Source organism: Pseudomonas sp. KT_2_4 (genome assembly GCF_041410225.1).
Lineage (GTDB): Bacteria > Pseudomonadota > Gammaproteobacteria > Pseudomonadales > Pseudomonadaceae > Aquipseudomonas > Aquipseudomonas paracarnis.
In genome coordinates this window covers 5,835,621-5,861,763 of record NZ_CP166962.1, presented here as the reverse complement: position 1 = coordinate 5,861,763, position 26,143 = coordinate 5,835,621, and the positions used below count along the sequence as shown (strand labels likewise).

At 59.9% G+C, this 26,143-nt stretch carries 24 protein-coding genes and 1 pseudogene; 7 read left to right on the top strand and 18 right to left on the bottom strand.

Annotated elements, in window-relative coordinates; translation table 11 throughout:
• The first annotated feature begins 8 nt into the window (after positions 1 to 8).
• Both AB9N64_RS27090 and AB9N64_RS27085 read left to right on the top strand, forming a co-directional pair.
• Complete coding sequence (locus tag AB9N64_RS27090; protein ID WP_014717712.1) at positions 9 to 1,010, top strand: sulfate ABC transporter substrate-binding protein; 1,002 nt, start codon at positions 9 to 11, stop codon at positions 1,008 to 1,010.
• Between the two features lie 251 nt (positions 1,011 to 1,261).
• Positions 1,262 to 2,467 (top strand): MFS transporter, encoded by a 1,206-nt coding sequence (locus AB9N64_RS27085; protein ID WP_323558752.1) that lies wholly within the window; start codon positions 1,262 to 1,264, stop codon positions 2,465 to 2,467.
• Positions 2,468 to 2,585: 118 nt separating this feature from the next.
• On the opposite strand, the gene AB9N64_RS27080 is transcribed toward AB9N64_RS27085, so the two are convergent.
• From AB9N64_RS27080 to AB9N64_RS27055, 6 genes and pseudogenes are all read right to left on the bottom strand, one after another.
• Entirely contained in the window at positions 2,586 to 3,014 is a 429-nt protein-coding gene (locus AB9N64_RS27080) for a M10 family metallopeptidase C-terminal domain-containing protein (RefSeq protein ID WP_371359802.1), read from the bottom strand.
• Entirely contained in the window at positions 2,983 to 4,377 is a 1,395-nt protein-coding gene (locus tag AB9N64_RS27075; RefSeq protein WP_371359801.1) for a M10 family metallopeptidase C-terminal domain-containing protein, read from the bottom strand. The genes AB9N64_RS27080 and AB9N64_RS27075 overlap by 32 nt, the downstream gene beginning before the upstream one ends.
• A 381-nt stretch (positions 4,378 to 4,758) precedes the next feature.
• Positions 4,759 to 6,465, bottom strand: coding sequence for a M10 family metallopeptidase C-terminal domain-containing protein (locus AB9N64_RS27070; RefSeq protein ID WP_371360402.1), 1,707 nt, complete (start codon positions 6,463 to 6,465; stop codon positions 4,759 to 4,761).
• Positions 6,466 to 8,035: 1,570 nt separating this feature from the next.
• Positions 8,036 to 9,601: a M57 family metalloprotease gene (locus AB9N64_RS27065; protein ID WP_371359800.1), complete on the bottom strand. Its 1,566-nt coding sequence runs from the start codon at positions 9,599 to 9,601 to the stop codon at positions 8,036 to 8,038.
• Positions 9,602 to 10,006: 405 nt separating this feature from the next.
• Positions 10,007 to 10,573 carry a phosphonate metabolism protein/1,5-bisphosphokinase (PRPP-forming) PhnN gene (gene phnN / locus AB9N64_RS27060; RefSeq protein WP_014717708.1) on the bottom strand — a complete coding sequence of 189 codons (567 nt, stop codon included), beginning with the start codon at positions 10,571 to 10,573 and terminating at the stop codon, positions 10,007 to 10,009.
• A 79-nt stretch (positions 10,574 to 10,652) separates the two neighbouring features.
• Positions 10,653 to 10,750, bottom strand: a pseudogene (locus tag AB9N64_RS27055) (hypothetical protein); the annotation flags it as partial.
• A gap of 216 nt (positions 10,751 to 10,966) precedes the next feature.
• Here AB9N64_RS27055 and AB9N64_RS27050 point away from each other — a divergent pair.
• Positions 10,967 to 12,418, top strand: a complete 1,452-nt coding sequence (locus AB9N64_RS27050; protein WP_371359799.1) for an MFS transporter — start codon at positions 10,967 to 10,969, stop codon at positions 12,416 to 12,418.
• Positions 12,419 to 12,745: 327 nt separating this feature from the next.
• Positions 12,746 to 13,687 carry a transposase gene (locus tag AB9N64_RS27045; RefSeq protein WP_172832683.1) on the top strand — a complete coding sequence of 314 codons (942 nt, stop codon included), beginning with the start codon at positions 12,746 to 12,748 and terminating at the stop codon, positions 13,685 to 13,687.
• A 454-nt stretch (positions 13,688 to 14,141) separates the two neighbouring features.
• Here the strand turns inward: AB9N64_RS27045 and AB9N64_RS27040 are convergent, their stop codons facing one another.
• From AB9N64_RS27040 to ccmA, 10 genes are all read right to left on the bottom strand, one after another.
• Positions 14,142 to 14,537, bottom strand: coding sequence for a hypothetical protein (locus tag AB9N64_RS27040; RefSeq protein ID WP_005786516.1), 396 nt, complete (start codon positions 14,535 to 14,537; stop codon positions 14,142 to 14,144).
• A gap of 16 nt (positions 14,538 to 14,553) precedes the next feature.
• The gene (gene ccmI / locus AB9N64_RS27035) at positions 14,554 to 15,744 is read right to left on the bottom strand and encodes a c-type cytochrome biogenesis protein CcmI (protein ID WP_371359798.1); all 1,191 of its coding nucleotides are present in this window, start codon (positions 15,742 to 15,744) and stop codon (positions 14,554 to 14,556) included.
• Positions 15,737 to 16,210: a cytochrome c-type biogenesis protein gene (locus tag AB9N64_RS27030; RefSeq protein ID WP_014717706.1), complete on the bottom strand. Its 474-nt coding sequence runs from the start codon at positions 16,208 to 16,210 to the stop codon at positions 15,737 to 15,739. Before AB9N64_RS27030 ends, ccmI begins: the two co-directional genes overlap by 8 nt.
• The gene (locus AB9N64_RS27025; protein ID WP_014717705.1) at positions 16,207 to 16,743 is read right to left on the bottom strand and encodes a DsbE family thiol:disulfide interchange protein; all 537 of its coding nucleotides are present in this window, start codon (positions 16,741 to 16,743) and stop codon (positions 16,207 to 16,209) included. The genes AB9N64_RS27030 and AB9N64_RS27025 overlap by 4 nt, the downstream gene beginning before the upstream one ends.
• Positions 16,740 to 18,728 (bottom strand): heme lyase CcmF/NrfE family subunit, encoded by a 1,989-nt coding sequence (locus AB9N64_RS27020; RefSeq protein ID WP_014717704.1) that lies wholly within the window; start codon positions 18,726 to 18,728, stop codon positions 16,740 to 16,742. The genes AB9N64_RS27025 and AB9N64_RS27020 overlap by 4 nt, the downstream gene beginning before the upstream one ends.
• A gap of 3 nt (positions 18,729 to 18,731) precedes the next feature.
• On the bottom strand, positions 18,732 to 19,190 hold the full coding sequence (gene ccmE / locus AB9N64_RS27015; protein WP_014717703.1) for a cytochrome c maturation protein CcmE: 459 nt from the start codon (positions 19,188 to 19,190) through the stop codon (positions 18,732 to 18,734).
• Positions 19,187 to 19,363: a heme exporter protein CcmD gene (gene ccmD, locus AB9N64_RS27010; protein WP_003172771.1), complete on the bottom strand. Its 177-nt coding sequence runs from the start codon at positions 19,361 to 19,363 to the stop codon at positions 19,187 to 19,189. The genes ccmE and ccmD overlap by 4 nt, the downstream gene beginning before the upstream one ends.
• Positions 19,360 to 20,115, bottom strand: coding sequence for a heme ABC transporter permease (locus tag AB9N64_RS27005; RefSeq protein ID WP_014717702.1), 756 nt, complete (start codon positions 20,113 to 20,115; stop codon positions 19,360 to 19,362). The genes ccmD and AB9N64_RS27005 overlap by 4 nt, the downstream gene beginning before the upstream one ends.
• 87 nt (positions 20,116 to 20,202) lie before the next feature.
• A complete protein-coding gene (gene ccmB, locus AB9N64_RS27000; RefSeq protein ID WP_014717701.1) occupies positions 20,203 to 20,871 on the bottom strand; it encodes a heme exporter protein CcmB in 669 nt (222 codons plus the stop codon).
• Entirely contained in the window at positions 20,868 to 21,503 is a 636-nt protein-coding gene (ccmA, locus tag AB9N64_RS26995; protein ID WP_014717700.1) for a cytochrome c biogenesis heme-transporting ATPase CcmA, read from the bottom strand. The genes ccmB and ccmA overlap by 4 nt, the downstream gene beginning before the upstream one ends.
• 200 nt (positions 21,504 to 21,703) lie before the next feature.
• Here ccmA and AB9N64_RS26990 point away from each other — a divergent pair, with 200 nt between their 5' ends.
• Both AB9N64_RS26990 and AB9N64_RS26985 read left to right on the top strand, forming a co-directional pair.
• Entirely contained in the window at positions 21,704 to 23,281 is a 1,578-nt protein-coding gene (locus AB9N64_RS26990; protein WP_014717699.1) for a flagellar hook-length control protein FliK, read from the top strand.
• Positions 23,278 to 23,607 carry an EscU/YscU/HrcU family type III secretion system export apparatus switch protein gene (locus AB9N64_RS26985; protein ID WP_014717698.1) on the top strand — a complete coding sequence of 110 codons (330 nt, stop codon included), beginning with the start codon at positions 23,278 to 23,280 and terminating at the stop codon, positions 23,605 to 23,607. The genes AB9N64_RS26990 and AB9N64_RS26985 overlap by 4 nt, the downstream gene beginning before the upstream one ends.
• 70 nt (positions 23,608 to 23,677) lie before the next feature.
• Here the strand turns inward: AB9N64_RS26985 and glp are convergent, their stop codons facing one another.
• On the bottom strand, positions 23,678 to 24,904 hold the full coding sequence (glp, locus tag AB9N64_RS26980) for a gephyrin-like molybdotransferase Glp (protein ID WP_191949245.1): 1,227 nt from the start codon (positions 24,902 to 24,904) through the stop codon (positions 23,678 to 23,680).
• Positions 24,888 to 25,427 (bottom strand): molybdenum cofactor biosynthesis protein B, encoded by a 540-nt coding sequence (gene moaB, locus AB9N64_RS26975; RefSeq protein ID WP_014717696.1) that lies wholly within the window; start codon positions 25,425 to 25,427, stop codon positions 24,888 to 24,890. The genes glp and moaB overlap by 17 nt, the downstream gene beginning before the upstream one ends.
• Positions 25,428 to 25,503: 76 nt before the next feature.
• On the opposite strand from moaB, the gene mobA reads away from it, so the two are divergent.
• On the top strand, positions 25,504 to 26,106 hold the full coding sequence (gene mobA, locus AB9N64_RS26970; RefSeq protein ID WP_288855799.1) for a molybdenum cofactor guanylyltransferase MobA: 603 nt from the start codon (positions 25,504 to 25,506) through the stop codon (positions 26,104 to 26,106).
• The last annotated feature ends 37 nt before the right edge of the window (positions 26,107 to 26,143 follow it).

Genomic DNA, 26,143 nt, shown 5'->3' with positions numbered 1-26,143 from the left:
AATGAGCAGTGAAAAAAATCCTCAGCGCCTCCCTCCTGGCCGCCGGCCTGGCCCTGGCGGGCTCCGCCCAGGCAGCGACCACCCTGCTCAACGTCTCCTACGACGTGATGCGCGATTTCTACAAGGACTACAACGCCGCCTTCCAGAAGCATTGGGCAGCCGAGCACCCGGACGACAAGCTGACGTTGCAGATGTCCTTCGGCGGCTCCAGCAAACAGGCGCGCTCGGTGATCGACGGCCTGCCCGCCGACGTGATCACCATGAACATGGCCACCGACATCAATGCCCTGGTCGATAACGGCAAGCTGGTGCCGGACAACTGGGTGACACGCCTGCCGAATAACAGTGCGCCATTCACCTCAGCCACAGTCTTTATCGTGCGCAAAGGCAACCCCAAGGCGTTGAAAGACTGGCCCGACCTGCTCAAGGATGGCGTGCAAGTGATCGTGCCCAACCCGAAGACCTCGGGCAACGGCCGCTACACCTACCTGTCGGCCTGGGGCTACGTGTTGAAGAACGGCGGCGATGAAGACAAGGCCAAGACCTTCGTTGGAAAGTTGTTCAAGCAAGCGCCCGTGCTGGACACCGGTGGCCGCGCCGCCACCACCACCTTCATGACCAACCAGATTGGCGACGTGCTGGTGACCTTTGAAAACGAAGCGGAAATGATCGCCCGTGAGTTTGGCCGTGATCAGTTCGAAGTGGTCTACCCAAGCGTCTCCGCCGAAGCCGAACCGCCGGTGTCGGTGGTGGATAAAGTGGTCGAGAAAAAAGGCACCCGTGCGGTGGCTGAGGACTACCTCAAGTATCTGTGGTCGCCCGAAGGCCAGGAAATTGCGGCCAACAATTACCTGCGCCCACGGGACCCTAAGGTGCTGGCCAAGTACACCGACCGGTTCCCCAAGGTGGACTTCCTGTCGGTGGAGAAGACCTTCGGCGACTGGCGCACAGTGCAAAAGACCCATTTCAATGATGGTGGGGTGTTTGACCAGATCTACTCTGGCCAATAATCCATCTGACTGAATCAACTCGGTCAAACCTGTGGGAGCTGGCTTGCCTGCGAAAGCGATCTATCAGTCATATTTCTGGTGACTGGTGCACCGCCATCGCAGACAAGCCAGCTCCCACTTTTATGCGTAAGGCAGATGTGTCTGAATGTATCATCACTCGGCATAAGTGATATCACCACAAGCAGTCTACTCACTTGCGAGCCTTGTCTTTACTCTCTCACGCCATCGTCCTTCGCCTTTATGAGTACACCATGAACGCAACCTCTCACGCTGCAGGCACCATGACCCGGGGCATGGTCATGCTGTTCGCGTTTTGCTGCGGCGCCATTGTCGCCAACATCTACTACGCGCAACCGATCATCGAGCTGATTGCCCCGGACATTGGCCTGACGCCGGCAATGGCCAGCCTGATCGTGTCCCTCACGCAAATCGGCTATGCCCTGGGCCTGTTTTTCCTGGTGCCTCTGGGCGACCTGCTGGAAAACCGCAAGCTGATGATCGCCACCACCGTCGTGGCGATCGCCAGCCTGCTGGGTGCGGCGTTTATCGAACAGCCGAACCTGTTCCTGCTGGTGTCGCTGCTGATCGGTTTCAGTTCCGTCTCGGTGCAGATCCTGATTCCGCTGGCCGCACACCTGGCGCCGGCCGAGTCCCGGGGCCGGGTGGTCGGCAGCATCATGGGCGGCCTGCTGCTGGGCATCCTGCTGGCACGGCCGGTGTCGAGCGTGGTGGCCGATCACTTCGGCTGGCGTGCGATGTTCATAGCGGCCGCCGCACTGATGGCGTTCATCAGCGTGGTGCTGATGCTGACAATCCCCAAGCGCCAACCCGATCACAGTGCCAGCTATGGCCAGTTGCTGCGCTCCCTGGGCACCCTGTTGCGTGAACAACCGCTGTTGCGCCAGCGGGCGTTCTACCAGGGTTGCATGTTCGCCGCCTTCAGCCTGTTCTGGACTGCCGTACCACTGGAACTGGCGCGTAACCACGGCCTGAGCCAAAGCGAGATCGCACTGTTTGCCCTGGTCGGTGCACTTGGCGCCATCGCCGCGCCCATGGCCGGTCGCCTGGCCGACGCAGGCCATACCCACCGCGCCTCGTTGCTGGCGATGCTGTTTGGCGCGCTGAGTTTCCTGCCGGCGTTGGTACACCCGCTTTACAGCGTGATCGGCCTGGCAGTCACCGGTGTGGTTCTGGACTTCTGCGTGCAGATGAATATGGTCCTCGGCCAGCGCGCCATCTACGCCCTCGATGCCAACAGCCGCAGCCGCCTGAACGCGCTGTACATGACCAGCATTTTTATCGGCGGTGCGTTCGGTTCAGCGATTGCCAGCAGCGTGTATGAACATGGCGGCTGGTTGGCCGTCATGCTGGTGGGCAGTGCATTTGCGCTGGTTGCGTTGTTGCGTTTCATGAGCGTTGCACGTAAAGCCGCGTTGGCCACCGTCCAAGCGTCCTGACAAGCCCGTGCGCCACTTCAAAACGCACAAAAGGGCGGGACTTAATCAACACGTGAGTAAGTCCCGCCCCCGCCTTGCTTCCAGCAGTGGCGCCCGTCAAAGGCGCGCGATCAAGGCATTAGAGATAACTGCCCTCTTTGATGTTGAGCCCGATGACATCTTCTGGACTGATCATTCGGGTGCTTTTGATCAGGAAGTCGGTCTTGCCATCGCCATCCAGGTCGACCGCCAGCAAGTAACGTCCCGTTTGCGGATTAAACTTGATGATGGTGTCGCCTGCCGCCCCCGTATAGTTCTCGACGAAGTTCAACGCTACCTTGCCGTCGAGCACCATTTGCGACAGGTCGATCTTGTCCTGCCCCGTGTTGAAGTCCAACAACAAGTCGGCATTGGCACGGGTTGAATCGCTAAAGGCGTTGAACTTGAAGGTGTTCCAACCGCCACCGCCCACCAACGTATCGGCCCCCGCGCCACCGGTGAGCACATTATCCGCACTGTTACCGATGATGCGATCGTTACCATGGCCCCCCACAGCATTTTCGATCACCGTCTTCTCGCCGATCCTGACGTTTTCCTTCAGCCCCCCCCACGCTGGAAAACGAACCACCGCGCAAGTTGATGATTTGATCCTGCTTGAAGCCAGAGAAATCAAAGGTATCGTTCCCACGCTCATCCCATACGTTGAAGTCTGGCTTATCGGCCGCGGACGTCAGGGTCGTTTCCGCCTTGCCAGTATTCGAGTTGAATCCATAGGTGGTGTCATCGGTTCTGGTGTCACGGGGTTGCTTGGGTTTATCAACGACTGGCAGGGTGTCGACGTTGAGCTTGGGCTTATCAACGACTGGCAGGGTGTCGACGTTGGGCTTGGGCTTATCAACGACTGACAGGGTGTCGATGTTGGGCTTGGGCTTATCAACGACTGGCAGGGTGCCGACGTTGGGCTTGGGCTTATCAACGACTGGCAGGGTGCCGACGTTGGGCTTGGCCTTATCAACGACTGGCAGGGTGTCGACGTTGGGCTTGGCCTTATCAACGACTGACATGGTGTCGACGTTGGGCTTGGACTTATCAACGACTGGCAGGGTGCCGACGTTGGGCTTGGGCTTATCAACGACTGGCAGGGTGTCGACGTTGGGCTTGGGCTTATCAACGACTGGCAGGGTGTCGACGCTGGGTTTGGGCTTATCAACGACTGGCAGGGTGTCGACGCTGGGTTTGGGCTTACCACCGACTGGCGTGGTGTCGATGTTGGGCTTGGGCCTATCACTTACTGGCGTGGTGTAGCCACTTGGCCGAGGCTGATCGGCTATCGGCTTGGTACCGCCGTTTGGCCGGGGCTGATCGGCTGCCGGCTTGGTACCGCCGTTTGGCTGAGACTGATCTGTTGCCCCCTTGGTACCGCCGTTTGGCTGGGGCTGATCGGCTGCCGGCTTGGTACCGCCGTTTGGCCGGGGCTGATCGGCTGCCGGCTTGGTACCGCCGTTTGGCTGAGACTGATCTGTTGCCCCCTTGGTACCGCCGTTTGGCTGGGGCTGATCGGCTGCCGGCTTGGTACCGCCGTTTGGCCGGGGCTCAGGAGTGGGTTTGGTATTTTCCTCTGCCATCGGATAGCAACGGGCCGTCACCACGTTGCCGGAATGGATGTCTCCAAGTCGAAGCAGCCCCGAGTTTAGACTCAATCCATACATTCGCTGCTGATGAGTGCGTGCCCCTATCAGCGGAGCAGAAAGATTAAGCAATTGAGAGTTTGTTGAGGCTTGTTTGTCGGCTGCTAAGTTCGCGTCGCGATGAAGGAAACTGGCAGCCTCACTTTCAGCTGGATTGCCAGAACGTAGCACCTGAGACGGCTGAGGGGCCGCGTTCGGTGTGGGCACATAATAATTTGCAGCGGGTGTATTTGCATTGATCATAATCACGTTTCTCAGTTAGTTAAAAACAACAACACAACACTTCACACGTAAGTCACCGGTGAATTCCTAGACATCCAACTTCATTAATAGCCATTCAAATCTTTAAGTCGATCAACCTCCCCTTCCGAGCCGCTACGGCCAGTCCGTGCATAACCGCCCACCCATTCAACCATTCACAACCCAAGAAAATTAATTACCCGACAAACCAATCTTTATATAAGTATCACAGCACCCGCTTTACTGACGAACATCAAGCCATTGCTGATTGTTTGCACTTATACACTGCGTAATACATGATTTGATTTTGCAACAGACTCGATTTAAATCGAGCAATCAGCGCGACTTTTTTACTTATAAAAGCAGCACGCTACTTGAACGTATTCAGCGTGCGGCTGCCGGTGAATGGCGCCCGTTCCAAGACCGCGCTGAATACGCCGACTGATCGTTTCGACTGGCAGCTCTCGGCTCGCAAGGATCCGGTTGCGGATCACAGGGATCTGGACGAGGCGTCGGCTCGCGGGTCACCGGCCATGGCCGGGGCTCACGCGGGTTCGGGCGCGGCATGGGCTCACACGGGGCCGGACGTGGTGTCGGCTCGCGGGGCTCAGGCCGTGGCCTGGGGTCACGCGGGGACGGGCGCGGCATGGGCTCACACGGGTCTGGACGTGGTGTCGGCTCGCGGGTCTCCGGGCGTGGCCGGGGGTCACGCGGCTTCGGGCGCGGCGTTGGCTCACACGGGTCTGGACGTGGTGTCGGCTCGCGGGTCTCCGGGCGTGGCCGGGGGTCACGCGGCTTCGGGCGTGGCGTTGGCTCCCACGGGTCTGGACGTGGCGTCGGTTCGCGGGTCTCCGGGCATGGCCAAGGGTCACGCGGGTGCGGGCGTGGCGTGGGCTTCCACGGGGCTGGACGTGGCGTCGGCTCGCGGGTCTCCGGGCGTGGCCGAGGGTCACGCGGCTTCGGGCGTGGCGTTGGCTCCCACGGGTCTGGACGTGGCGTCGGCTCGCGGGTCTCAGGCCGCCTGGGTTCACGCGGGGACGGGCGCGGCTTTGGCTCACACAGGTCTGGACGTGGCGTCGGCTCACAAGGCTCTGGCCGTGGCTTCGGCTCACAGCGGTCCGGACTTGGCTTCGGCTCACAAGGGTCTGGCTGTGGCTTCGGCTCACAGCGGTCCGGACTTGGCTTCGGCTCACAAGGGTCTGGCTGTGGCTTCGGCTCACAGCGGTCTGGACTTGGCTTCGGCTCACAAGGGTCTGGCTGTGGCTTCGGCTCACAGCGGTCTGGACTTGGCCTGGGCTCCTCAGGCTTTGGCTCCTTCGGTTTGGGCTCAGGCTTGGTTTTGGGCTCGTCGAATTGAGGCCGCGGCGCAGGCTTGGGGTCTTTCGGTTCAGGGTTTGGCGTAGGGGTATCGCCGTGTGCCACAACATCACCCGCGTTTATCCGGCCGATGCTTTTTACGAACAGGTCAGCCTTGCCGTTGCCCGTCAGGTCCAGGGCCAGACTTCCCTCATTACTGCCCTCGCTGTAACTCATCACAGCCTGGCCGGGTTGACCCGTTAAGCGATCAACGAATTTAAGCGCACTGAGATTGGCCCTTTTCAAAGCCCCGGAGACGTCAATTTTGTCTGCACCACTTTCAAAATCCAGAATTACATCGGGGTTATCCGGCGTGGAATCATTGGCATGGTCATAGACAAAAGTGTCTGCCCCCCCTCCCCCTGACAACCGGTCTGCTCCACCGCCCCCTTTGAGACGATTGGCGACCTGGTTACCTATGAGAGCGTCATCTCCCTTGCCGCCCACCGCGTTTTCCAGTGTGACGCCCTTGGCTATGGAGACATTACCCTTCAACGCACCGACATCCGAAAAAGACTCGGCATTGAGATTGATTTTCTGAGGCTGTGAATACCCAGAGAAATCCAACGTGTCTTTCCCACCACCATCCCACACACAAAAAACAGGGTTGTCATTTGTCGACTTCAAACTAAGCGCTTCACGGTTCGTATTGGAATTAAACCCATAGGTTGTATCGGTATTGCGCGTATTGGTATTCGGCCCATACAGTTTCTGGACAGCCGAGATGTCATCCATCATCGGCGCAGAAGGGTTCAACAATTTGAAGTCGTGGCCTGGCTGGTTTTTTTCTGAATAGTAACTCATCACCGAACGCGCTCGAGTATCCCCTGCATAGACTGCGTCACGCCCATAGTTACCAAAACCATCATAACGCCCCGGGTGTTCCAGGCCGATTGAATGACCTATTTCATGGATAAGCACCCCGCGAAAATAATGACCCAGTGAAGGGTTCGCCCCCGCATTCGCCGTTCCAATATTTACGAAGGTTCGAGTCATGAACTTATCAGGCAGTGAGGCCACTCCCCCCGGTGTTCCGGGCATTTCACTGATATCAACATGACCGTCTGAATGTTGCGGTTTTTCAGTAAATGTAACGTTAGCGACATCCTGCCAGGATTGCAGTGCCTGCCTGACCTGCTCTGCCTGCTGCGGGGTAAAGCCCTTGGAGACGCGAACGGACAAGGTAATTTTGCCGTCACCATTATTATCATGAACCTTGAAACCGTTGCGGGTGATGTGTTTTCCCGCCTGTTCCGTAGTAAACATCGGCTTTTTACTATTGAGTGTATAGGCCCCGGCAGGGCTTTCTGGGCTGATACTGCTATTAAGAGCTGGTTCCTTGGGTATAACAATATTAGGTGTGGATGGTCCTGGCACTCTCATAAACCAACGTCCTCATAAAAATCAGACTCGAGGCTGTAACATCAGCACGTTCGAGATACCGATTCCCGCCCACCAAGAGCAGCAGTAGTTATCGGCACAGCGTTAAATTCGCACACTCCCTTGCCGTACACCAGCGGTGAAATAATTCAACTCGACACACTCTAAAATTTAAAAACACTTTCATCTTATACTTGAAAACTTCCGAAACCCCAGAACAGATAGCACTTTAACCGCAAACATGATAACTCTTTGTTTTGCATGAACATTAAACCTCACAAACACACTTTACATAATTTTTATTGCAAAGCGTTATTCACAATCAGACAACACCCCAATCGCCCAAAAACCTATACCCGACTGGCAACTTTTAACCCGTCCTACACAACAACCCAATGCACAGACGAATAGCAGAGTTCGTATTGAAAGAAAAAACCTGCAGTGCTCATACAACGGCTTTAGTCTGGCCGAGGACGGTCATTGAATGTACTGCAACAACCGATCCGGCTGACGCTCCAAAACTGAAACATGAAAAACGCACTGCAATACGGCCAGTGTGTGCCTCAACGGGAGTGTTCGACGGTTGAGCAGAGCCTTGCAGGCGCCCTATGAAGCGACGAAGCAGAACGATCACCGAGCGCTGATAGCCCGCTGCAAAGGACACGGCTGAAGGGAGAAAACGTACGGCAGGCAGGCTTGAACGCGGTGATGCGCGCGTTCAAGCCTGGACAGAGGTAACCGGGAGAGCGGCGCTACGGCACAAAGGTGCAAGCGCAATCGTTGGGTTGCAGGGGCTGGCATTCCCAGGCAATCACCGTCAGGAAAAGCTGCAAGCTCAAGGCGGTGAAAGGTACGCGTGTTGTTGGTCAGACGCTGCGATGGCATGCTCTGGGCTGATCAAGGGACTAGCCAATAGCCACCGGACTCACCGGAATATCGACCGCACCTTATTTACAAACCCCTTGAACGATGAAAAAACTTTCTGGATAAACCTTCTCCCCGACCGGGGCGCCGGGCCGGGGCTTGGCCTCGGCTCTGGCTGTGGGTCAGGGTCAGGCTTGGGATCAGGCTTGGAGTCAGTCGGCTCCGAAATGGGACTGGGAACGGGACTCGGAACGGGTTCCGACACAGGGACAACAGTGGGCCCAGGCGTCGGTGTGACAGTCGGCGCCTCACCGTTCCAGATCACATCCGTCTGCTTGATCTGGCTTTGGCTGGCGATCATCAGATCCGCCGTGCCGTTCCCCGTTGTATCCACAGCCAACGTGGAACGGCCAGTCTTCGAGTCATGACCGAGCACGGCATCCCCCGCTTTTGTGCCGAATTTATCAACGAAATTCAACGACTTGATCCCTGCCTCCTGGAGAACGCCGGTGAGGTCGATCTTGTCGAGCCCGCTTTGGAAGTCCTGAATAACGTCTGGGTTCTGCGGTGTCGAATCGCCGATGCGGTGATACACAAATGTGTCTGCCCCTGCACCGCCGTGCAACTTATCGGCACCCTTGCCGCCCGTAAGGCGATTGTTGCCCTCGTTTCCCGTCAAGGTATCGTTGCCAGCACCGCCGATGGCATTTTCGACAATGACGCCCTTGGCAATCGATACGTTCCCGCGCAAGCCTCCCACGTCCGAAAACGCCTCAGCCTTGAGGTTGATGGTTTGGTTCTGGGTAAACCCGGAGAAATCGAGCGTATCGTTACCGCCGCCATCCCAGACGGTAAAAATCGGCTTGTCACTCCCCTGCTTGAGGCTGTAGACCTCGCGACCGGCATTGGAATTGAAGCCATAGGTAGTGTCGGTATTGCGGGTCTTCGTATTGGCGCCATAGAGCCGCTGTGCTGCCGCGACATCGTCCATCATCGGTGCCGCCGGGCTGCGGCCGGCAAACTTGTGCCCCGGTTGATGGGTCTCGGCCCAATAGCTCATGACACTGCGTGCCTTGGTGTCCTGTGCATATTCGGCACTGCGCTCGTAGTTGAAGCCTTGGCCATTGTATTCACCTGGATGACTGAGCCCCAGGGTATGCCCCAGTTCATGGATCAACAAACCCAGAAAGTGGCTGCCCATGGTCGGGTTCTGCCCACCCGAAGTGCCTATATTGGCCTGGACTTTTGCATGCTGACCGAACGGAAAGGTTGCCCAGCCTCCCGATCCGCCAGTCCCCTTGATAGTGATCTTGCCATCGGTGTTTGAGTCATTTTCAACAAATTCGATATTGGCGATATCCGCCCAGTATTGAAGGGCTTGCCTGGCTCGCTCTTTCTGCGCCGCATTGAACCCCCCGGAAAAGTTAAACCCCACCACAACTTTTCCATCTCTATTACTGTCCTTAAACTTCGCATTACTGCGCGTAATATGTTTCGCCGCCTGGTCCGTGGTGAAAGATTTTTTATTATTGGCCCAACGAATAACTTGCTTCTCATCAGGTGAAAAATTGGAGTTCAATGTCTCAGGGGGATGCGACTGGAAAGACTGTCTAACTGGGATATGCATGGCACTTTACTACTCTGAACAGTGAAATGAATCGTCCATGTACAGGAGTTATCGATGCCGACTGTTCCGTAGTCAGCCCGATAAAGCTCCCATATTGAAAACGCCTTCACCATCGCTAATTCTTTGCAAGAAAACCCTATAAACACGACCGCAAAAAATCCGCACACAGTTTATTCAGCGCAGCACAGCCGCCCCTTATCAATCACGCTAAAACCCTGATACTACAGACGTAAAAACGCGCAAAGCGTTAATTTAATCGGGTCGACAGTTAAACTTCAAACATTCAGCAACCCACTCAAACACATCAGAAAAAAATAAGCTCAGTGCCAGGGTTTTATCTGAGACCTGGCCTCATCAGGCACTACATGACGGGGTTGTCCTAACCTACCGGGACTTGGGTCAGGCTCATACGCAATGCCGGTGGTCCAGGCAGCACAGCAAGCGTTCAACGGTGTGCGCCAATGGGCCGGAATTATCCAACACGAACAAACCCGCGCCGTGACCTGCGATCAATTCGGCAGTGAACCGCGCATTGCGCGCCAGGCGTTGCTCGATATCCGCCAACGACTCCCGCCCACGCGCAATCAGACGTTGGCGCAACACCGCTTGGTCCACCGTCAGCAGCAATACCAGCAAGGTCGGATAACGCTCGCGGGTCTGCGCCAGGTGGGCACGGGAGCCGTTGACCAAAACATCGTCGCCGGCGGCCAGCCAATCGTCGATGTCCTTGGAGATGCCGTAGGACAAGCCATTAGCCTGCCAGCTCAAGGCAAATGCACCCTCGGCCTCCATCGCCGCAAACTGCTCGGGGCTCACGCCTTGCGCCGCTTCGCCCACCGCCTCCGCTGACCGTGTGATTACCCGCCGCACCAGGCGACACCCACGCTCGACCAGGCGTGGGCGCGCGGCGTCCAGCAGGCTGTCCTTGCCCGACCCCGATGGCCCGATGAGATAGATCAACCTGCCCGCCATCAAAACACCCTCTTCGCTTGTCTCCAGACCTGTACCGGCGCCCCGGTGTCAGCATTCGGCGCGTCAAGCCATCGTCAGGGCTGGAAAGTATTTCCAGCCAACCTGCCCTTGCAGGCCGGCGGCGGCCACATTACCCGAGTGTGACCCACCGCGCACCACGCTCGGCACGTGCACCAGGCTTTCCGGGCTTATTGGAGTGAGTATGTAAATTTGTAACAACGATACAACATGAAACAAATGCTCAATGGTCGCCCCTACTCACAATCTATAGAAAGCTCAGCACGTTCCTACATGGGAATGTTTTTCATCCTACAGCTGACAGTTTAAACAAGGATCTAGAACATAGCGTTCGACGTAATTGTAGTAGGCGCGTGCCGTTCAGGGAGTGTGCATGTGCCGAATGAATTGATGGCCCTGTGTCAGGCATTGCCCCATGCAGCCATTCTCGGCTTCGGCATGGCCTTGGCCCAATCTTCGGTAGACCTGGACATCGTGGCGGAGGTCATGCCGCCGCCCATGCTGGCAGGATTGCTCATTTCCATGGGTAGCCTGGGGGATCGCAAAGGCCATCGCAAACTCCTGCTGATCGGCTCACTGGGGTTTACCCTGGTGTCGGTGATGACCGCTTATTCCAGCACCGCCACGCAGCTGGTCGTGGGACGCGCATGCATGGGGGTTTTCGGGGCGATGTTGATGCCGTCAACGCTGGCGCTGATTCGCTCAGTGTTCGAGGACCGGGAAGAGCGTCGCCTGGCCGTGGCGATCTGGGCAACCACCTTGACCGTCGGTTCTGCGCTTGGGCCGTTGGTCGGCGGCATATTGCTGGAGTTCTTCAGTTGGGGGTCGATTTTTCTCCTGGCCGTACCGGTGCTGGTGCCTCTGTTGATCCTCGGCCTCTGGCTGCTGCCTGAGTCCGAGCCGGACGCGTCGGGGCCGATGGATGTCATCAGCATTGCGCTCTCGATGGTCGCCCTCAGTGCGCTGGTGTACAGCATCAAGCATGTCGCCAGTGAAGGGCCGGACGCCTGGGCACTGGCGGTATTGGCCGTTGCAATCGTGAGCGGCTGGCAATTCGTACGCCGTCAGTTGCGCCTCCCTACCCCCTTGATGGACCTGAGCCTGTTTCGCAACAAGACGTTCAGCGGCTCGGTGACCATCAACCTGATGAGCCTGGCCTTCCTGATCGGCTTCGTGTTCTTTGCCACTCAGTTGCTGCAAATCGTCCTGGGCATGTCGCCCTTGAACGCCAGCCTGGCGCTGATACCGGGCCAACTCATGGCAATTGTGGTGGGGATCCTGATCGTCCCGGTCGCCCAGCGCGTCTCGGTCAATGTCCTGATTCCCATCCTGCTGGCCTCCACCGCCGGCGCGTTTTTGCTGGTGGCCAGCCTCGGTAGCAGTTTGACGGTGATCGTGGTTGCGTTTGCCTTGTTGAACATTGGCGTCGGCGCCATTGCTACCGTCTCTAACGACGTGATCCTGTCGGCCGCCCCAGCCAACAAAGCCGGCGCCGCGTCAGCCATCAGCGAGACGGCCTATGAAGTCGGCGTAGTACTCGGCACCACCGTGCTCGGTGGCCTGGTGACGGCGTACTACCGTGGCACGCTGCACCTACCGGACTTCTTGAGCCCTATGCAAATGCAACTGGCAAGCGAAACCTTGGCAGGCGCGCACGCAATCTCGGCCACCCTGGCGCACGACCAGGCCAGTGAAGTCATGGGCAACGCTATACAGGCATTTGTAGGAGGGACTCAACTGATGGCCTGGGCCACCTTCAGCTTGGCGGTGCTGGCCATTGTCATCGCCAGGCGCACATTGAAAGGCCAGGAGACTGCGCCGGTGTGAAGTGGGTGCGGGCGGACGAACCAAGTACATCTTGAGTGCGGGGGTAACCCGACAGGACGCCGGGTTAGATCCAACATCCCGATCGACTGTCAGGCCGCCTTCGCGAGCAAGCCCGCTTGTATGCTAGGACTTGAAGGGAGGAGAAGGGACAAAGCCCGATTCTGACTGTTGACGCAGTACAGACCGTGGGAGATTTCGCCCCTCCTCCTTTCACCCAAGCGCCGATAAAGAATGCATCTGGCTATGACCGACGATAGGAACAAGCCTGCGCCTCTGGGTGAGCCCTTCAAGTGCTCAAAACCTTAGCCCGGAGGAAGCCCCATGGCAATGCCAGTTTCTGTCTCAAAGCCAATCGTAGGCGTCGATGTCGCTAAGAATGAACTGGTGATTTATCACGCTGAAGTCGATCTGTTAGAAACAATCCCAAACACCAAAGCCGCTATCAAAAAATGGCTGAAGGCCTTGTCCTGCAAAGTGGCCATCGCAATTGAAGCCACCAATATCTACCACTTGGAGTTTGCTGATCTAGCTCATGAAGCTGGTTGCGTGGTTTACATGGTTGGAGGTTATGAGCTCAAGCATTACCGCGAAAGCGTGAAGATCCGGGCCAAGACCGATGCTTTGGATGCCAAGCTGCTCGTCCGCTATTTGAGAAAGGAGGCAGACGAACTGCGTCCCTGGACACCTCCATCACCGCTGTATCGCCATCTTCTAAGCCTGTTTCGTCGGCGCGCAGCCTTGGTTCAGGCGCGCGTCAGCCTGACGCAAAGCTGGGCGAACGAGCCGCTTCTTAAGGCCTCGTTTGCCGAGCAGGTGAAGTCGATGCAGAGACTGGAAGGGTTAATCGAAAAAATGATCAGTGACTGCCTGAAAGAAGCAGGTTTACTGGGTCAGTTGAAGCGTTGCTTGAAAGTCGAAGGTATCGGTTTTTTGACTGGCGCGCGTTTGATTGCCACCTTCCAACGGGGAGAGTTCAGGAATTCGGACGCGTTTATCGCCTTTCTTGGTATGGATTTGCGCGTCAACAAGTCAGGACAGAAGGATGGTCGTCGTAGTTTAAGTAAGCGCGGCGACTCAGAAGCTCGGCGCCTGCTGCATAACGCAGCGATGGCGGCTAGCCGAACAGAGACATGGAAAGCGTTTTATCAAGCACAGAGGGCGCGAGGCTATAGCACCACACAGGCGCTGGTAATACTGGCCCGCAAGCTTGCTAGGGTGGTGTTCGCTCTGCTGAAAGGGCAAAGCGAATATCAGCCAAAAGTTGGTTGAGGGTTGCCCCTCAACCATAGAATCTCCCACACTTGGATTGCGGGGCGTCAGGTAGATAGGTATCGGCTGGCAGGCCGTCATCGCAGGCAAGCCAGCTCCCACAATTGGTCAGGTGTCGGCTGTCAGGCAAGCTGCCGCCCAACTAGAGGGCGATGCGAGGGAGCTTGCTCCCGTGACGGCTTGACAGCCGACGCTGGGCCAACTGAAGCGCTGCGATCCAAATGTGGGAGCTGGCTTGCTCGCGAAGGCGGCTTGGCAGCCGACCAATATGTTGGATCCAGACCGAGTACATATCCGTTATTGAGGTAACAGCCACTTAGGGTTCCGCCCAACGGCGGCTACAATCTACAAAGTTGTGTAGATACCTATAGTCATCGCAGGCAAGCCCGCTCCCACAGTGGAGAGCATTTCAAATCGGAAATAAAAAAGGCGACCTGAACACGGTCGCCTTTTGTCATTGCGCGTACTGCTTGCTCAGCCCCGGCGGCACGCCCTGCACGTTGGTTTCTTCCCATGGCCCGTTGGGGCTGATGGACCGGCTCCAGCCGTTGCTCCAGCGGTAGTAGGTGCGCTGGCGGTAGAAGGTGTCAGGCTGGTCATCCAGCACGTACACCTGCATCTTGCCGTCCCAGTGGCTGGCGGCGCCCGGCGGTGGGGCGAAGGTCGGCGATTTGCTTGGCAGAGGCTTGGGCGGCGGCGTCACCGGGCCAGATGGTTTGGTGCTCGGCTGGGTCGAGGGGCCAGACGGTGGAATAGTCGGGCCGGTCGGCGCCGCAGGTGGGCGGTGGACCGCACAGGCGCTCAGGCCCAGTACCAGGCTGAGCAGGGTGATGCGTGCAAATGCGGTCATGGGTGTGTCCTCAGAATTACTGGTCCGGAGTGTCGATGGTCAATTGCTGCAGCGCAGTGGTGCTGCTGGCCAACGGTTGGCTGCGGCCGATCCATTCGCCAGCGGTCGGTTGGCCGGCCCGGGATATGCGCGCAACCAGTTGGACTTCGGGGAAGTTGGACAGTTTCAACTGCGGCATCATCGCGTCGGCATCGCCCAGTTCGACGGTGACCGGCAATGCGTCGACGGTTACACGCTTGGCCGCCAAGGGCGCCGGGGGGCCGTTTACGGCGCGGGCGAAGATGAACACGCTGTCGCCTGGCAGGGCCTTGGCTTTCACCTCGGCAGATACGTCCACCCGCACGGTCAGCAGCGCCTTGGGCGCCTGAGCCAGGCTGCCACCGCTCTCCTTGAGCTTCTCTGCTGCGCGGTCAATTCCGCCTTGCAAGGCGACACGGGAATTGTCCTCTGGCGGCAGTTGCGCGAGCAGGCGGTTCCAGTAGTCGATGGCTTCCTGATAACGCTGGCCCTCAAAGGCAGCGATACCCAACAGGCCAAGGCTGGTGACTTCCTTGGGGTCGAGCTTCAAGGCTTCGTCGGTCAGCGCCTGAACCTGAGGCGACCATTGTTTGTTGTCGGCAAAGTACTGCGCCTGGGCCCATTGGCCGAGCAGTTCCGGTTGGCGCCCGGCCAACGCAACCGTACGTTCAAAGACTTTGGCGGCATCGGCGGCACGGTCCTGGGCCATATAGGCGCGCCCAAGGAAGTACAAACCTTCTGCCGAATCCGGTTGCGCGGCGGCGGCGCGTTCCAGGCGGCGGGTCATGTCGGCCATGGACACCGGCGGTTGGGAAAACTCACGGGTCAGTTCAACCTCGTCGCTCGCTCCATAATGCAGGTACAGCGCCACGCCCAGCACAGGCACCAGAAACGCCGCCAAAAACGGCAGCGGTTTGCCTAACCGCGATTCGCGGGGTTTTTCCACACCTTCGGTGTCGGCCAGCAACTCGCGGGCCGCTTCGGCGCGGCCGGTGTCGAGTTGCGCGGTATTCAACACACCTTCGTCCTGCTGCGCTTGCAGCTCGGCGACGCGTTCCTGGTACAGCGCCACGTTCAACGCGGTGCGATCCTCTTCACGCTGGGCACGACGGCCACGCAACACAGGGATCAACAGGAAACTCAGGGCAATCAGTAGCAGCAAACCGGCTGCGAGCCAGAAATCAATCATCAGTCTTGGTGTCCAGCAATTGGTCGAGGCGTTTACGCTCTTCAGGGGACAGCGCATCGGCGCCATCAATCGGTGCGACACGGCGCCGACGCACGATCACGGCCATCACCACCACGCCGGCCAGCAGCAGCCCGGCCGGGCCAAACCACAGCAGCGCGGTCTTGCCGGTGAGTGCCGGTTTGTAGCGTACGAAATCACCGTAGCGGTCGACCATGAAGTCGATGATCTGCTGGTCGTCCTTGCCCTCCCCCAGCATGCGGAAAATCTCTCTGCGCAGGTCGGTGGCGATCGGGGCGTTGGAGTCGGCGATGTCCTGGTTCTGGCATTTGGGGCAGCGCAGTTCCTTGGTCAGGTCGCGGAAACGCTCGCGCTCGGCGTCGTTGGCAAATTCGTAGGTGTCGATGGCGGCGTGGGCCACGCCGGCCAGGCCCAGGGTTAAAACGGCAGCGGTCAACCAACGCTTCATGGCTTGGCCTCATCGACCAGGGCCTGGTACTTGGCGGCCAGTTGCTCGCGCCACACCGTTTCGTCGATCACGCCGACGAACTTGTCACGAATCACACCCTTGGCGTCGATGAAGAAGGTTTCCGGCGCGCCGTACACGCCCAGGTTCAACCCCAGGTTGCCGTCTTCGTCGCGGATATCCAGCTGGTACGGGTTATGAAATTCCGCCAACCACTTCACGGCCGCCGCATTGTCGTCCTTGTAGTTGATGCCGTAGATCACCACGCCCTTCTCGGCCAGCTTGTTCAGCACCGGGTGTTCGACGCGGCAAGAGATGCACCAGGTGGCCCACACGTTGACCAGCGCCGGCTTGCCCTGCAAATCTGCCTGGGTCAGGGTCTTGTCACCCTGCACCGTTGGCAGGTTGAAGGCGGGGAACGGCTTGCCGATCATCGCCGAAGGCAGCTCGGCCGGGTCCAGGTACAACCCGCGATACAGGAACACCGCCACCAGCAGGAACATCGCCAGCGGCACAACCATCAACCAACGCTTCATACCGCAGCTCCCGAAAGGCCAAGCGCTTCACGCACCCGGCTCTTGACCTTGACCCGATAGCGCCGGTCCAGCGCTGCGAGCAACCCGCCGAACCCGGTGAGCAACCCGCCGAACCAGATCCAGCGCACGAACGGTTTGACATGCACGCGCACGGCCCAGGCGCCATCGCCCAGAGGTTCACCGAGGGCCACATACAGGTCACGGGTGAAACCTGCGTCAATGCCAGCCTCGGTCATCATCGAACTTTGCACGGTGTACAGGCGTTTCTCCGGGTGCAGCACGGCGATTTCCTTGCCATTGCGCACCACGCGCACCGTGCCTTTGTCGGAGGTGAAGTTCGGCCCTTCAAAGTGCTTGGCACCTTCGAAGATGAAGTGGTAACCGGCCAGGTCCATGGACTCGCCCGGCGCCAGGCGCAGGTCGCGCTCGGCGCTGTTCTGGCTGGACAGCACCACCCCAAGGGCGCACACCGCAATACCAATGTGGGCGATCTGCATGCCCCAATAGCTGCGGGTCAGAGTGGGCAGGCCTTTGATCAGGCCTTTGTGGCGCGTCTTGTCGACGATGTCCCGCGCCCCCGCCAGCAACACCCAGGCCGCCAGCAGGAAGGTGGCGAGTACCGCCCAATTGAAGTCGCCGTAGGCAAACCCGGCGATCACCGCCAGGGCCACGCTGCCGAGCAGCACCGGCATCAGCATGCCCGCCAGCCATTTCACCGGGGTGTCTTTCCAGCGCACCAGCACGCCGACCGCCATCACTACCATCAACAGGCCCATCAACGGGATGAACAACGCATTGAAGTACGGCGGCCCCACGGACAGCTTGGCGCCGCTCAAGGCATCCAGTACCAGCGGGTAGAGGGTGCCGAGCAGGATCATCGATGCAGCCACCACCAGTACCAGGTTATTGCCCAGCAACAGGGTCTCCCGCGACCACAGGTTGAAACCGACGTGGCTCTTGACCACCGGAGCACGCAGGGCGAACAGGGTCAGGGAACCGCCGACCACAAACAGCAGGAAGATCAGGATGAACACGCCGCGCTCAGGGTCTGAGGCAAACGCATGCACCGAGGTCAGCACGCCCGAGCGCACCAGGAAAGTGCCGAGCAGGCTGAGGGAAAACGCCGCGATGGCGAGCAGTACCGTCCAGCTCTTGAACACGCCACGCTTTTCGGTGACGGCCAGGGAGTGAATCAGCGCGGTACCCACCAGCCACGGCATGAAGGAGGCGTTTTCCACCGGGTCCCAGAACCACCAGCCGCCCCAGCCAAGTTCGTAATAGGCCCACCACGAGCCCAGGGTGATACCGATACCGAGGAAGGCCCAGGCGACGATGGTCCATGGCCGTGACCAGCGCGCCCAGGCAGCGTCGAGACGCCCGCCGAGCAAGGCGGCGATGGCGAACGCGAAGGCCACAGAAAAGCCCACATAGCCCATGTAGAGCATCGGCGGGTGCACGATCAGGCCGATATCCTGCAGCAACGGGTTGAGGTCGTGACCGTCCACCGGGATCTGCGGCAGGATGCGGGTGAACGGGTTGGAGGTCATGATCAAAAACAGCAGGAAGCCGATGCTGATCATGCCCATCACCGCCAGCACCCGCGCCAGCATCACTTGCGGCAATTGGCGCGAGAACACCGATACAGCGAAGGTCCAGCCGCCGAGGATCAAGGCCCACAACAGCAATGAACCTTCGTGGGCGCCCCACACGGCGCTGAACTTGTAGTACCAGGGCAAAGCGCTGTTGGAATTGTTGGCGACGTAGGCGACGGAAAAATCGTCGGTCATGAAGGCGTAGGTCAGGCAACCAAAGGCGAACAGCAAGAAGGCAAACTGGCCCCAGGCGGCAGGCTGCGCCAGGCTCATCCACAGGCGGTCGCCGCGCCAGGCACCGAGCAAGGGCACCACGGCCTGGACCACGGCAAAGCACAGCGCGAGGATCATCGCCAACTGGCCCAGCTCCGGAATAAACAGTGCGGACGTCATGGCTCAGCCCTCCTTGACTGGGGTGGCGGGCGCGGTTTGGCCGCTGTCTTTCAAGGCTTTGGTGACCTCGGGCGGCATGTATTTTTCATCGTGCTTGGCCAGCACTTCGTCAGCCACCACCACGCCGTCGGCGTTGAGCTTGCCCAGGGCGACAATGCCCTGGCCTTCACGGAACAGGTCCGGGAGGATGCCGCGATAGGTGATGGTCACGGCCTTGTTGAAATCGGTGACCACGAAGGTCACGTCCAACGAATCGCCGGAACGCTTCAACGAGCCCTGCTCCACCATGCCGCCAGCGCGGATGCGCGTATCGACCGGTGCCTCGCCATTGGCGATCTGGGTGGGCGTGTAGAACAGGTTGATGTTCTGCTGCAGGGCGCTCAGGGCCAGGGTCACGGCAATGCCGACGCCGGCCAGGATGGCAAGGATGATCAACAGACGCTTTCTACGCAGCGGATTCACTTTTCGGTCTCCCGGCGCAGACGTCGCGCCTCTTGTTGCAGGTAACGCTTGCGGGCCAGGATCGGCGCGGCGACGTTGAGGGCCAGCACCGCCAGGCAGATGCCATAGGCCGTCCAGACATACAGGCCGTGGTGGCCCATGGCGAGAAAATCACTGAAAGAAGCAAAACTCATCCACGTGCTCCCAGGCAGCTTTGCACTTCGGCCTTTACCCAACTGGTACGGGCTTCACGCTTGAGCACTTCAAGGCGCATGCGCAGCAGCAGTACGGCGCCGAAGAAACAGTAGAAACCCAGCACCATCAGCAGCAACGGCGCCCACATTTCCACGGGCATCGCCGGTTTCTCGGTGAGGGTGAAGGTGGCGCCCTGGTGCAGGGTGTTCCACCACTCCACCGAGTACTTGATGATCGGGATGTTGATCACGCCGACAATCGCCAGCACCGCGCAGGCCTTGGCGGCGCTGTCACGGTTGCTGATGGCGTTGCCCAGGGCAATCAGGCCGAAATACAGGAACAGCAGGATCAGCATCGAGGTCAGGCGCGCATCCCACACCCACCATGAGCCCCAGGTCGGCTTGCCCCAGATCGCACCGGTCACCAGCGCCACGGCGGTCATCCACGCACCGATGGGCGCGGCGCATTGCAGGGCTACATCGGCCAGCTTCATCTTCCATACCAGGCCGACGATGCCGCACACCGCCAGCATCACGTAGCAGGACTGGGCCAGCATCGCGGCAGGCACGTGGATATAGATGATGCGAAAGCTGTTGCCTTGCTGATAGTCCGGCGGCGCAAAGGCCAGGCCCCAGACCAGGCCGATGCCGATCAGCAGGATGGCGGCGATACTCAACCACGGCAGCAGCTTGCCGCTGATGCCATAAAACCATTTGGGCGAGCCGAGCTTGTGAAACCAGGTCCAGTTCATTGCTGTTTCCATCACGGTGCTTTTCGTCGTGGCGAAAAGCTCAGGGTCTTTACTGACTCAGCGTTATTGACGCCGGGTCAGACCTCATTATTCACCGACGCTGATTTTCAGGCCGGCGGCTATAGCAAAGGGTGTCAGGGTTACCGCCAGGGCGGTCAGGCTACCCAGCCACAAGAGGTAACCGGTCGCCGGCATCCCCATAAGCGCGGCTTGCAAAGCGCCGCTGCCCAGGATCAACACCGGGATATACAAAGGCAGAATCAACAGGGCCAGCAACAGGCCGCCCCGTTTCAAGCCGACGGTCAACGCTGCGCCCACCGCCCCCAACAGGCTGAGCACCGGCGTGCCGAGTAACAAGGACAGGAGCAACACCGGCAGGCATTCAACGGGCAACCCGAGCATCATGGCAAGCAGTGGCGAGAGCAAGACTAGCGCCAAGCCGGAAAAAACCCAGTGTGCCAGCACCTTGGCCAGTACCAGAAGTGGCAAAGGGTGCGACGAAAGGACCCACTGTTCCAGGGAACCGTCTTCGAAATCACTGCGAAACAGCCCGTCCAGCGAGAGCAGAACCGATAAAAGTGCGGCGACCCACACCAGTCCTGGGGACAAGGTTTGCAACAGTTTAGTCTCCGGGCCAACCGCCAGCGGGAACAGCGCGATCACGATGGCAAAGAACACCAGCGGGTTGGCCAGTTCGGCGGGGCGACGGCACAACAGCCGGGCTTCGCGGGCGACCAACAGGGCGAACACACTCATAGCGACCACCGCCCAAGGTCCAGCTCACGGTAGCCAGCGGGCATACGCGCCAAGGTGTGGTGGGTGGTGAGCACCACCAGGCCACCTTGCTCGCAGTGCTGGGCCAGATGTGCTTCGAGTTGAGCCACGCCTTGTTTGTCGAGGGCCGTGAAAGGTTCGTCGAGAATCCACAACGGCGGGCCGGGCAAGTACAAGCGGGCCAGGGCCACGCGGCGCTGCTGGCCGGCGGACAGGGTGTGGCAGGGGACGTCCTCAAAGCCCTTGAGGCCCACCGCGGCCAGGGCCTGCCAGATGGCGTCACGGGAAGCAGGATGATGCAGGGCGCTGAGCCAACTGAGGTTTTCTTCAGCGGTGAGTACGTCCTTGATGCCAGCGGCGTGGCCGATCCAGACCAGGTTGCGCGCAAGCTCGCTACGCTGCTCGTGCAACGGTTTGCCGTTGAGCCGCACCACGCCGGCCGTCGGCTGCATCAGCCCGGCCAGCAGGCGCAGCAGGCTGGTCTTGCCGCTGCCATTGGGGCCACTGATTTGCACCATGTCGCCCCCCGAAAGCCGCAGGTCGAGTTGCTCGAACAGCAGGCGCAGGTCGCGTTCACAGGCAAGCGCTACGGCTTCAAGAAGAGGGCTGGTCAAGAGATCGCGGGCCTTTACGGTTCAAGTCGGCGGTGCAGCGGCCGTTATAGTGAGATGCACAATAACGACTTTGGCGACCGATTTTAGAGAGCTGGATCAAATAGTTGTGAGGTTTTTACCGCTCTCTTTGCAGACGGACGGCATTATACATGCGATGTCCTACTCTAAAGAGGGCAATTTCCCCAGAGACGATGCGCACGATGACCGGCGAGATCAACCTTCCTCCACTGCCGCCAACCTCCGCACCCGGGCCCACTCCGCTGCCTGGGGCCGGCGCGTTGCTCAAACTGCTGGAGCCGCAGGCCGGGTTGATCGACCCGGGGAAAACCGTGAACGCCGAGGTCATCGCGCTTAAACAAGGCGGCGAGGCCTTTCAGTTATTGCTCAAACTGACCCTCGCCGGCGGTCGCCAGACGCTGGTGCAAGCCAGCAGCGCCCAGCCCTTGCCCCTGGGCAGCAATGTGGCGGTGAGCCAGACGCCTGCGGGCAACCTGGCCATTACCTTGCAGCAAGCCATGAGTGCCAACGTGGCCGCCCTCACCCGCCTCGACACTAACCAAATACCGGTGGGTACGTTATTGCAGGCCAAGGTGCTGACCACGCAGATGCTGCCCCAGGGCACGGCGCAACCGGCGATCTATCGCTCGCTGGTGAGTGTGCTCAATAACGCCCTGGCCGGTGCCACCCTGACCCTGGAAAGCCCTCAGCCGCTGAGGGTGGGCAGCTTGCTCAGCGCCGTGGTGCAGAACGCGCAGACCCTGAACTTCGTACCGCTAAGCGGCCTGAAGGACCAACTGGCCGTGACGCAGCAACTTGCCACTCAGCAAAGTCGCCAAGGCTCGCTGGATGCGGTGTTCACCGCCTTGCAAAACCTGCCCCGTGGCGACAGCACATCGGCCGAGCTGCGGGCCGCCGCCGAGCGCTTGCTGGCGGCGTTGCCCGATCTGGCACAGGTCAGCAATCCCAAGATACTGGCCCAGGTGGTGCAGAACAGCGGCGCCTTTCTGGAAGCCAAATTGCTTGCCGGGCAGAACCCGCAAATCCCACCGCTGGACATGAAAGGCGCGCTGTTACGCCTGGTCGCAGACCTTTTGCCCGCCTTGCCTGCCAGTACCAACCTGAATGCGATCCTCGCCGCCAATACCCTGGCCCAGGTGTTGCCGCACTTCGTGCGCAGCCCGTTGAACACCCTCGGCCAGGTCGGCGCCCGGCAGATACCCGCCGGCTTCCCGCTGCCCGAGCGGCTCATGGCAAAACTGGAAGGTGAAGGCGACTTGGAAAGCCTGCTACGCCTGGCCGCCGGGGCGATCTCGCGCTTGCAGAGCCATCAACTGTCGAGCCTGGAACAGACCGGCATCACCGCCGATGGCCGCCTGCAAACGACCTGGCAGTTGGAGATCCCCATGCGCACCCTGCAAGACATTGTGCCGTTGCAGGTCAAGTTCCAACGCGAGGAGCCCGCGCCAGACAAGGACCAGCCCGAGCGCAAGGATAAAAAAGACCCGAAACAGATGCTCTGGCGCGTAGAACTGGCCTTCGACATGGAGCCGCTGGGGCCACTGCAGGTTCAGGCGCAGTTGTCTCAAGGCAAACTGTCCAGCCAGCTGTGGGCCAGCCGCCCATTCACCGCCAGCCTGATCGAAAGCCATTTGGGCAGCCTGCGCGAGCGCCTGGTGTCATCCGGGCTTAACGTCGGCGACCTGGATTGCCATCTGGGCACCCCGCCCCGTGGGCCAAAAACCGGGCTGGAGCAACGCTGGGTGGATGAAACCGCATGAAAAACGCCGCCCCACCCCGCCAGGCCATCGCCCTCAAGTACGACGGCCAACAGGCCCCCACCCTGACGGCCAAAGGCGACGACGCCCTGGCCGAAGCCATCCTCAAATTGGCACGGGAGAATGAAGTACCGATCTATGAAAACGCCGAGTTGGTGAAGCTGCTGGCGCGCATGGAACTGGGGGACAGCATTCCGGAAGAGTTGTACCGCACGATTGCCGAGATCATTGCGTTTGCCTGGACGTTGAAGGGCAAGTTCCCGGCCGGCTACGACCCGGAAGCAGGGCCAGTAGAGCGGGATGTCACTGAGCAGGGTGACGATTACTGATTGCTCATGAGCTCCCCACACATCCAACTGTGGGAGCTGGCTTGCCTGCTCCCACATTTTTGATCTGTGTTCAGTTCAGGACGTCGCTCAAAGGAATGAAGTTGACCCGGTCGCCGATGGCCAGCGTGGTGCCTTCCACTACCTCCACAAAGCCTTCAGCCCACGCCGCACTGCGCAGCACCCCGGAGCTTTGGTTGCGGTAGATGATCGCCTTGCCCTGTTCGATCCGCCCGCGCAGGTACTCGCGGCGGTTGCCGGGCTTGGGCCAGACGAACCCTGCCGGCACTTCGAAGCGCAGCGGCTGCACCTGCAGCACACCTTGACGACGCAGCAGATACGGGCGCGCCAGCAGCGCAAAAGTCACCAGGGTCGAGGCCGGGTTGCCCGGCAGGCCGATCACCGGCACGCCACGAAAATGCCCGAAGGTCAGCGGCTTGCCCGGTTTGATCGCCAGTTTCCACAGCGCCAGCTCACCCTCTTCCCGCAAGGCAATGCCAAGGAAGTCCGCTTCGCCCACCGACACACCGCCGGTCGAGAGGATCAGGTCAACGTTGCCCAGCCCCGCCAGACGCGCGCGGGTCTGTTCCAGATCATCCGGTAGAATCCCGGCATCAATCACTTCGCAGCCCATGCGCCCAAGCCAACTGCACAGCACGCGGCGGTTGCTGTTGTAGATCTGCCCAGGGCCGAGCGGCAACCCTGGCTCAATCAGTTCATCGCCGGTCGACAACACGGCCACGCGCACGCGCCGCACCACCTCGAGTCGATCACGTCCAAGAGACGCGGCCAAACCGAGTTCGATAGGGCCCAGGCGGGTACCGGCACTGAGTACGGTCTCGCCGACCGTGGTCTCTTGGCCCTGAGGCCGGATGTTGTCGCCCATCTGCAATGGTTCGGTGAAACTCACGCGCTGGTCGGCATGCACCACGGCGTTTTCCTGCATTTGCACGCAGTCAGCGCCTTGGGGCACCGGCGCGCCGGTAAAGATGCGTGCGCAGGTGCCGGCCGCCAAGGGTTCAGGGGCAGTGCCGGCGAAAATCCGCTGGCTCACCACCAAGGGTTCGCCGGTCCAGTCCGCCAGGCGCACGGCGTAGCCGTCCATGGCACTGTTGGGCCACGGTGGCAGGTCGAGTGTGGAGATCAGATCCTGGGCCAATACCCGGCCATCACACTCAGCCAGGGACAGTACTTCCTCCTCGCGGATCGGCGCGGCGGCGGCCATGTCGAGCAAACGTTGCAGGGCTGCTTCCACCGGCATCAGGGCGCCGGTCTTGCCGGGCTTATCCACGGGATTCACAAGGTTCGGCCTGCTTCAGATGCGGGACGAAATTGCACGGGCGGTGACGGTTATCCAACTGCTCGGCGAGGATGCCGTCCCAACCGGTGCGCACGGCATTGGTGGAGCCTGGCAGGCAGCACACCAGGGTGCCGTTGGCCAACCCCGCCAAGGCGCGCGATTGTACGGTGGAGGTGCCGATATCGGCCACGGATATCTGGCGGAACAGCTCGCCAAAACCATCGACCTGCTTGTCGAGCAGGCAGCTCACTGCTTCAGGGGTACTGTCGCGACCGGTGAAGCCGGTGCCGCCGGTAATCAGCACCACCTGCACCACGTCTTCAGCGATCCAGTGGGCCACCTGGGCGCGAATCTTGTAGAGGTCGTCCTTGAGCAGCACGCGCTCGGCCAGGCGGTGGCCGGCGGCGGTGAGGCGGTCGACGAAGACCTGGCCGGAGGTGTCAGTCTCCAGGGTGCGGGTGTCGCTGACGGTCAATACAGCAATATTCAGGGGTACAAAGGGCGCATCGGCCTTGGCTTTCATGGCACGGTCCGGTTGTCGAAGGAACAGCCCGGTGTTATATCACAGGCCCCTGTTTCCCTGCCGCAGCGCAACCACCATGACGTTTGAATTTTCCTCACTGCCGTGTTCGATCCTATTGCTCGCCGGTGGTCGCGGCCAACGCATGGGCGGCCAGGACAAAGGGCTGCTGGCATGGCAAGGCCAGCCCTTGATCGCCCACCTGCACCAGTTGGCCCGGCCGCTCACCGATGACCTGATCATCTCGTGCAACCGCAACCATGAACGCTACGCGCCCTATGCCGACCAGCAGGTGAGTGACGACAACCCGGACTTCCCCGGCCCGCTGGCCGGTATCCGTGCGGGACTCTTCGCCGCACGCCATGCGCATCTGCTGATATTGCCTTGCGATGTGCCGCAGGTCGATGCGCGACTGCTGGCCGACCTGCGTGCGACCGCACGACGCAACCCGCAGATACCGGTGATGGTGCGCCAGGGTGAATGCTGGGAACCCTTGCTGTGCATCATTCCCACAAGCCTGAAAAACCAGGTGGAACAGGCATGGCAAGCGGGTGAGCGCAGCCCGCGCAAGCTCTGGCTGCAACTGGGCGCGGTGGCCGTGGAATGCCCGGCCGATGACCCACGCCTGGCCAATCTTAATACGCCCGAGCTGTTGCACCCCGGGGCTGGCATGTCAGAATGAACCCTGCACAAGGAACTTTGCCGGCGTCCCGTACGTC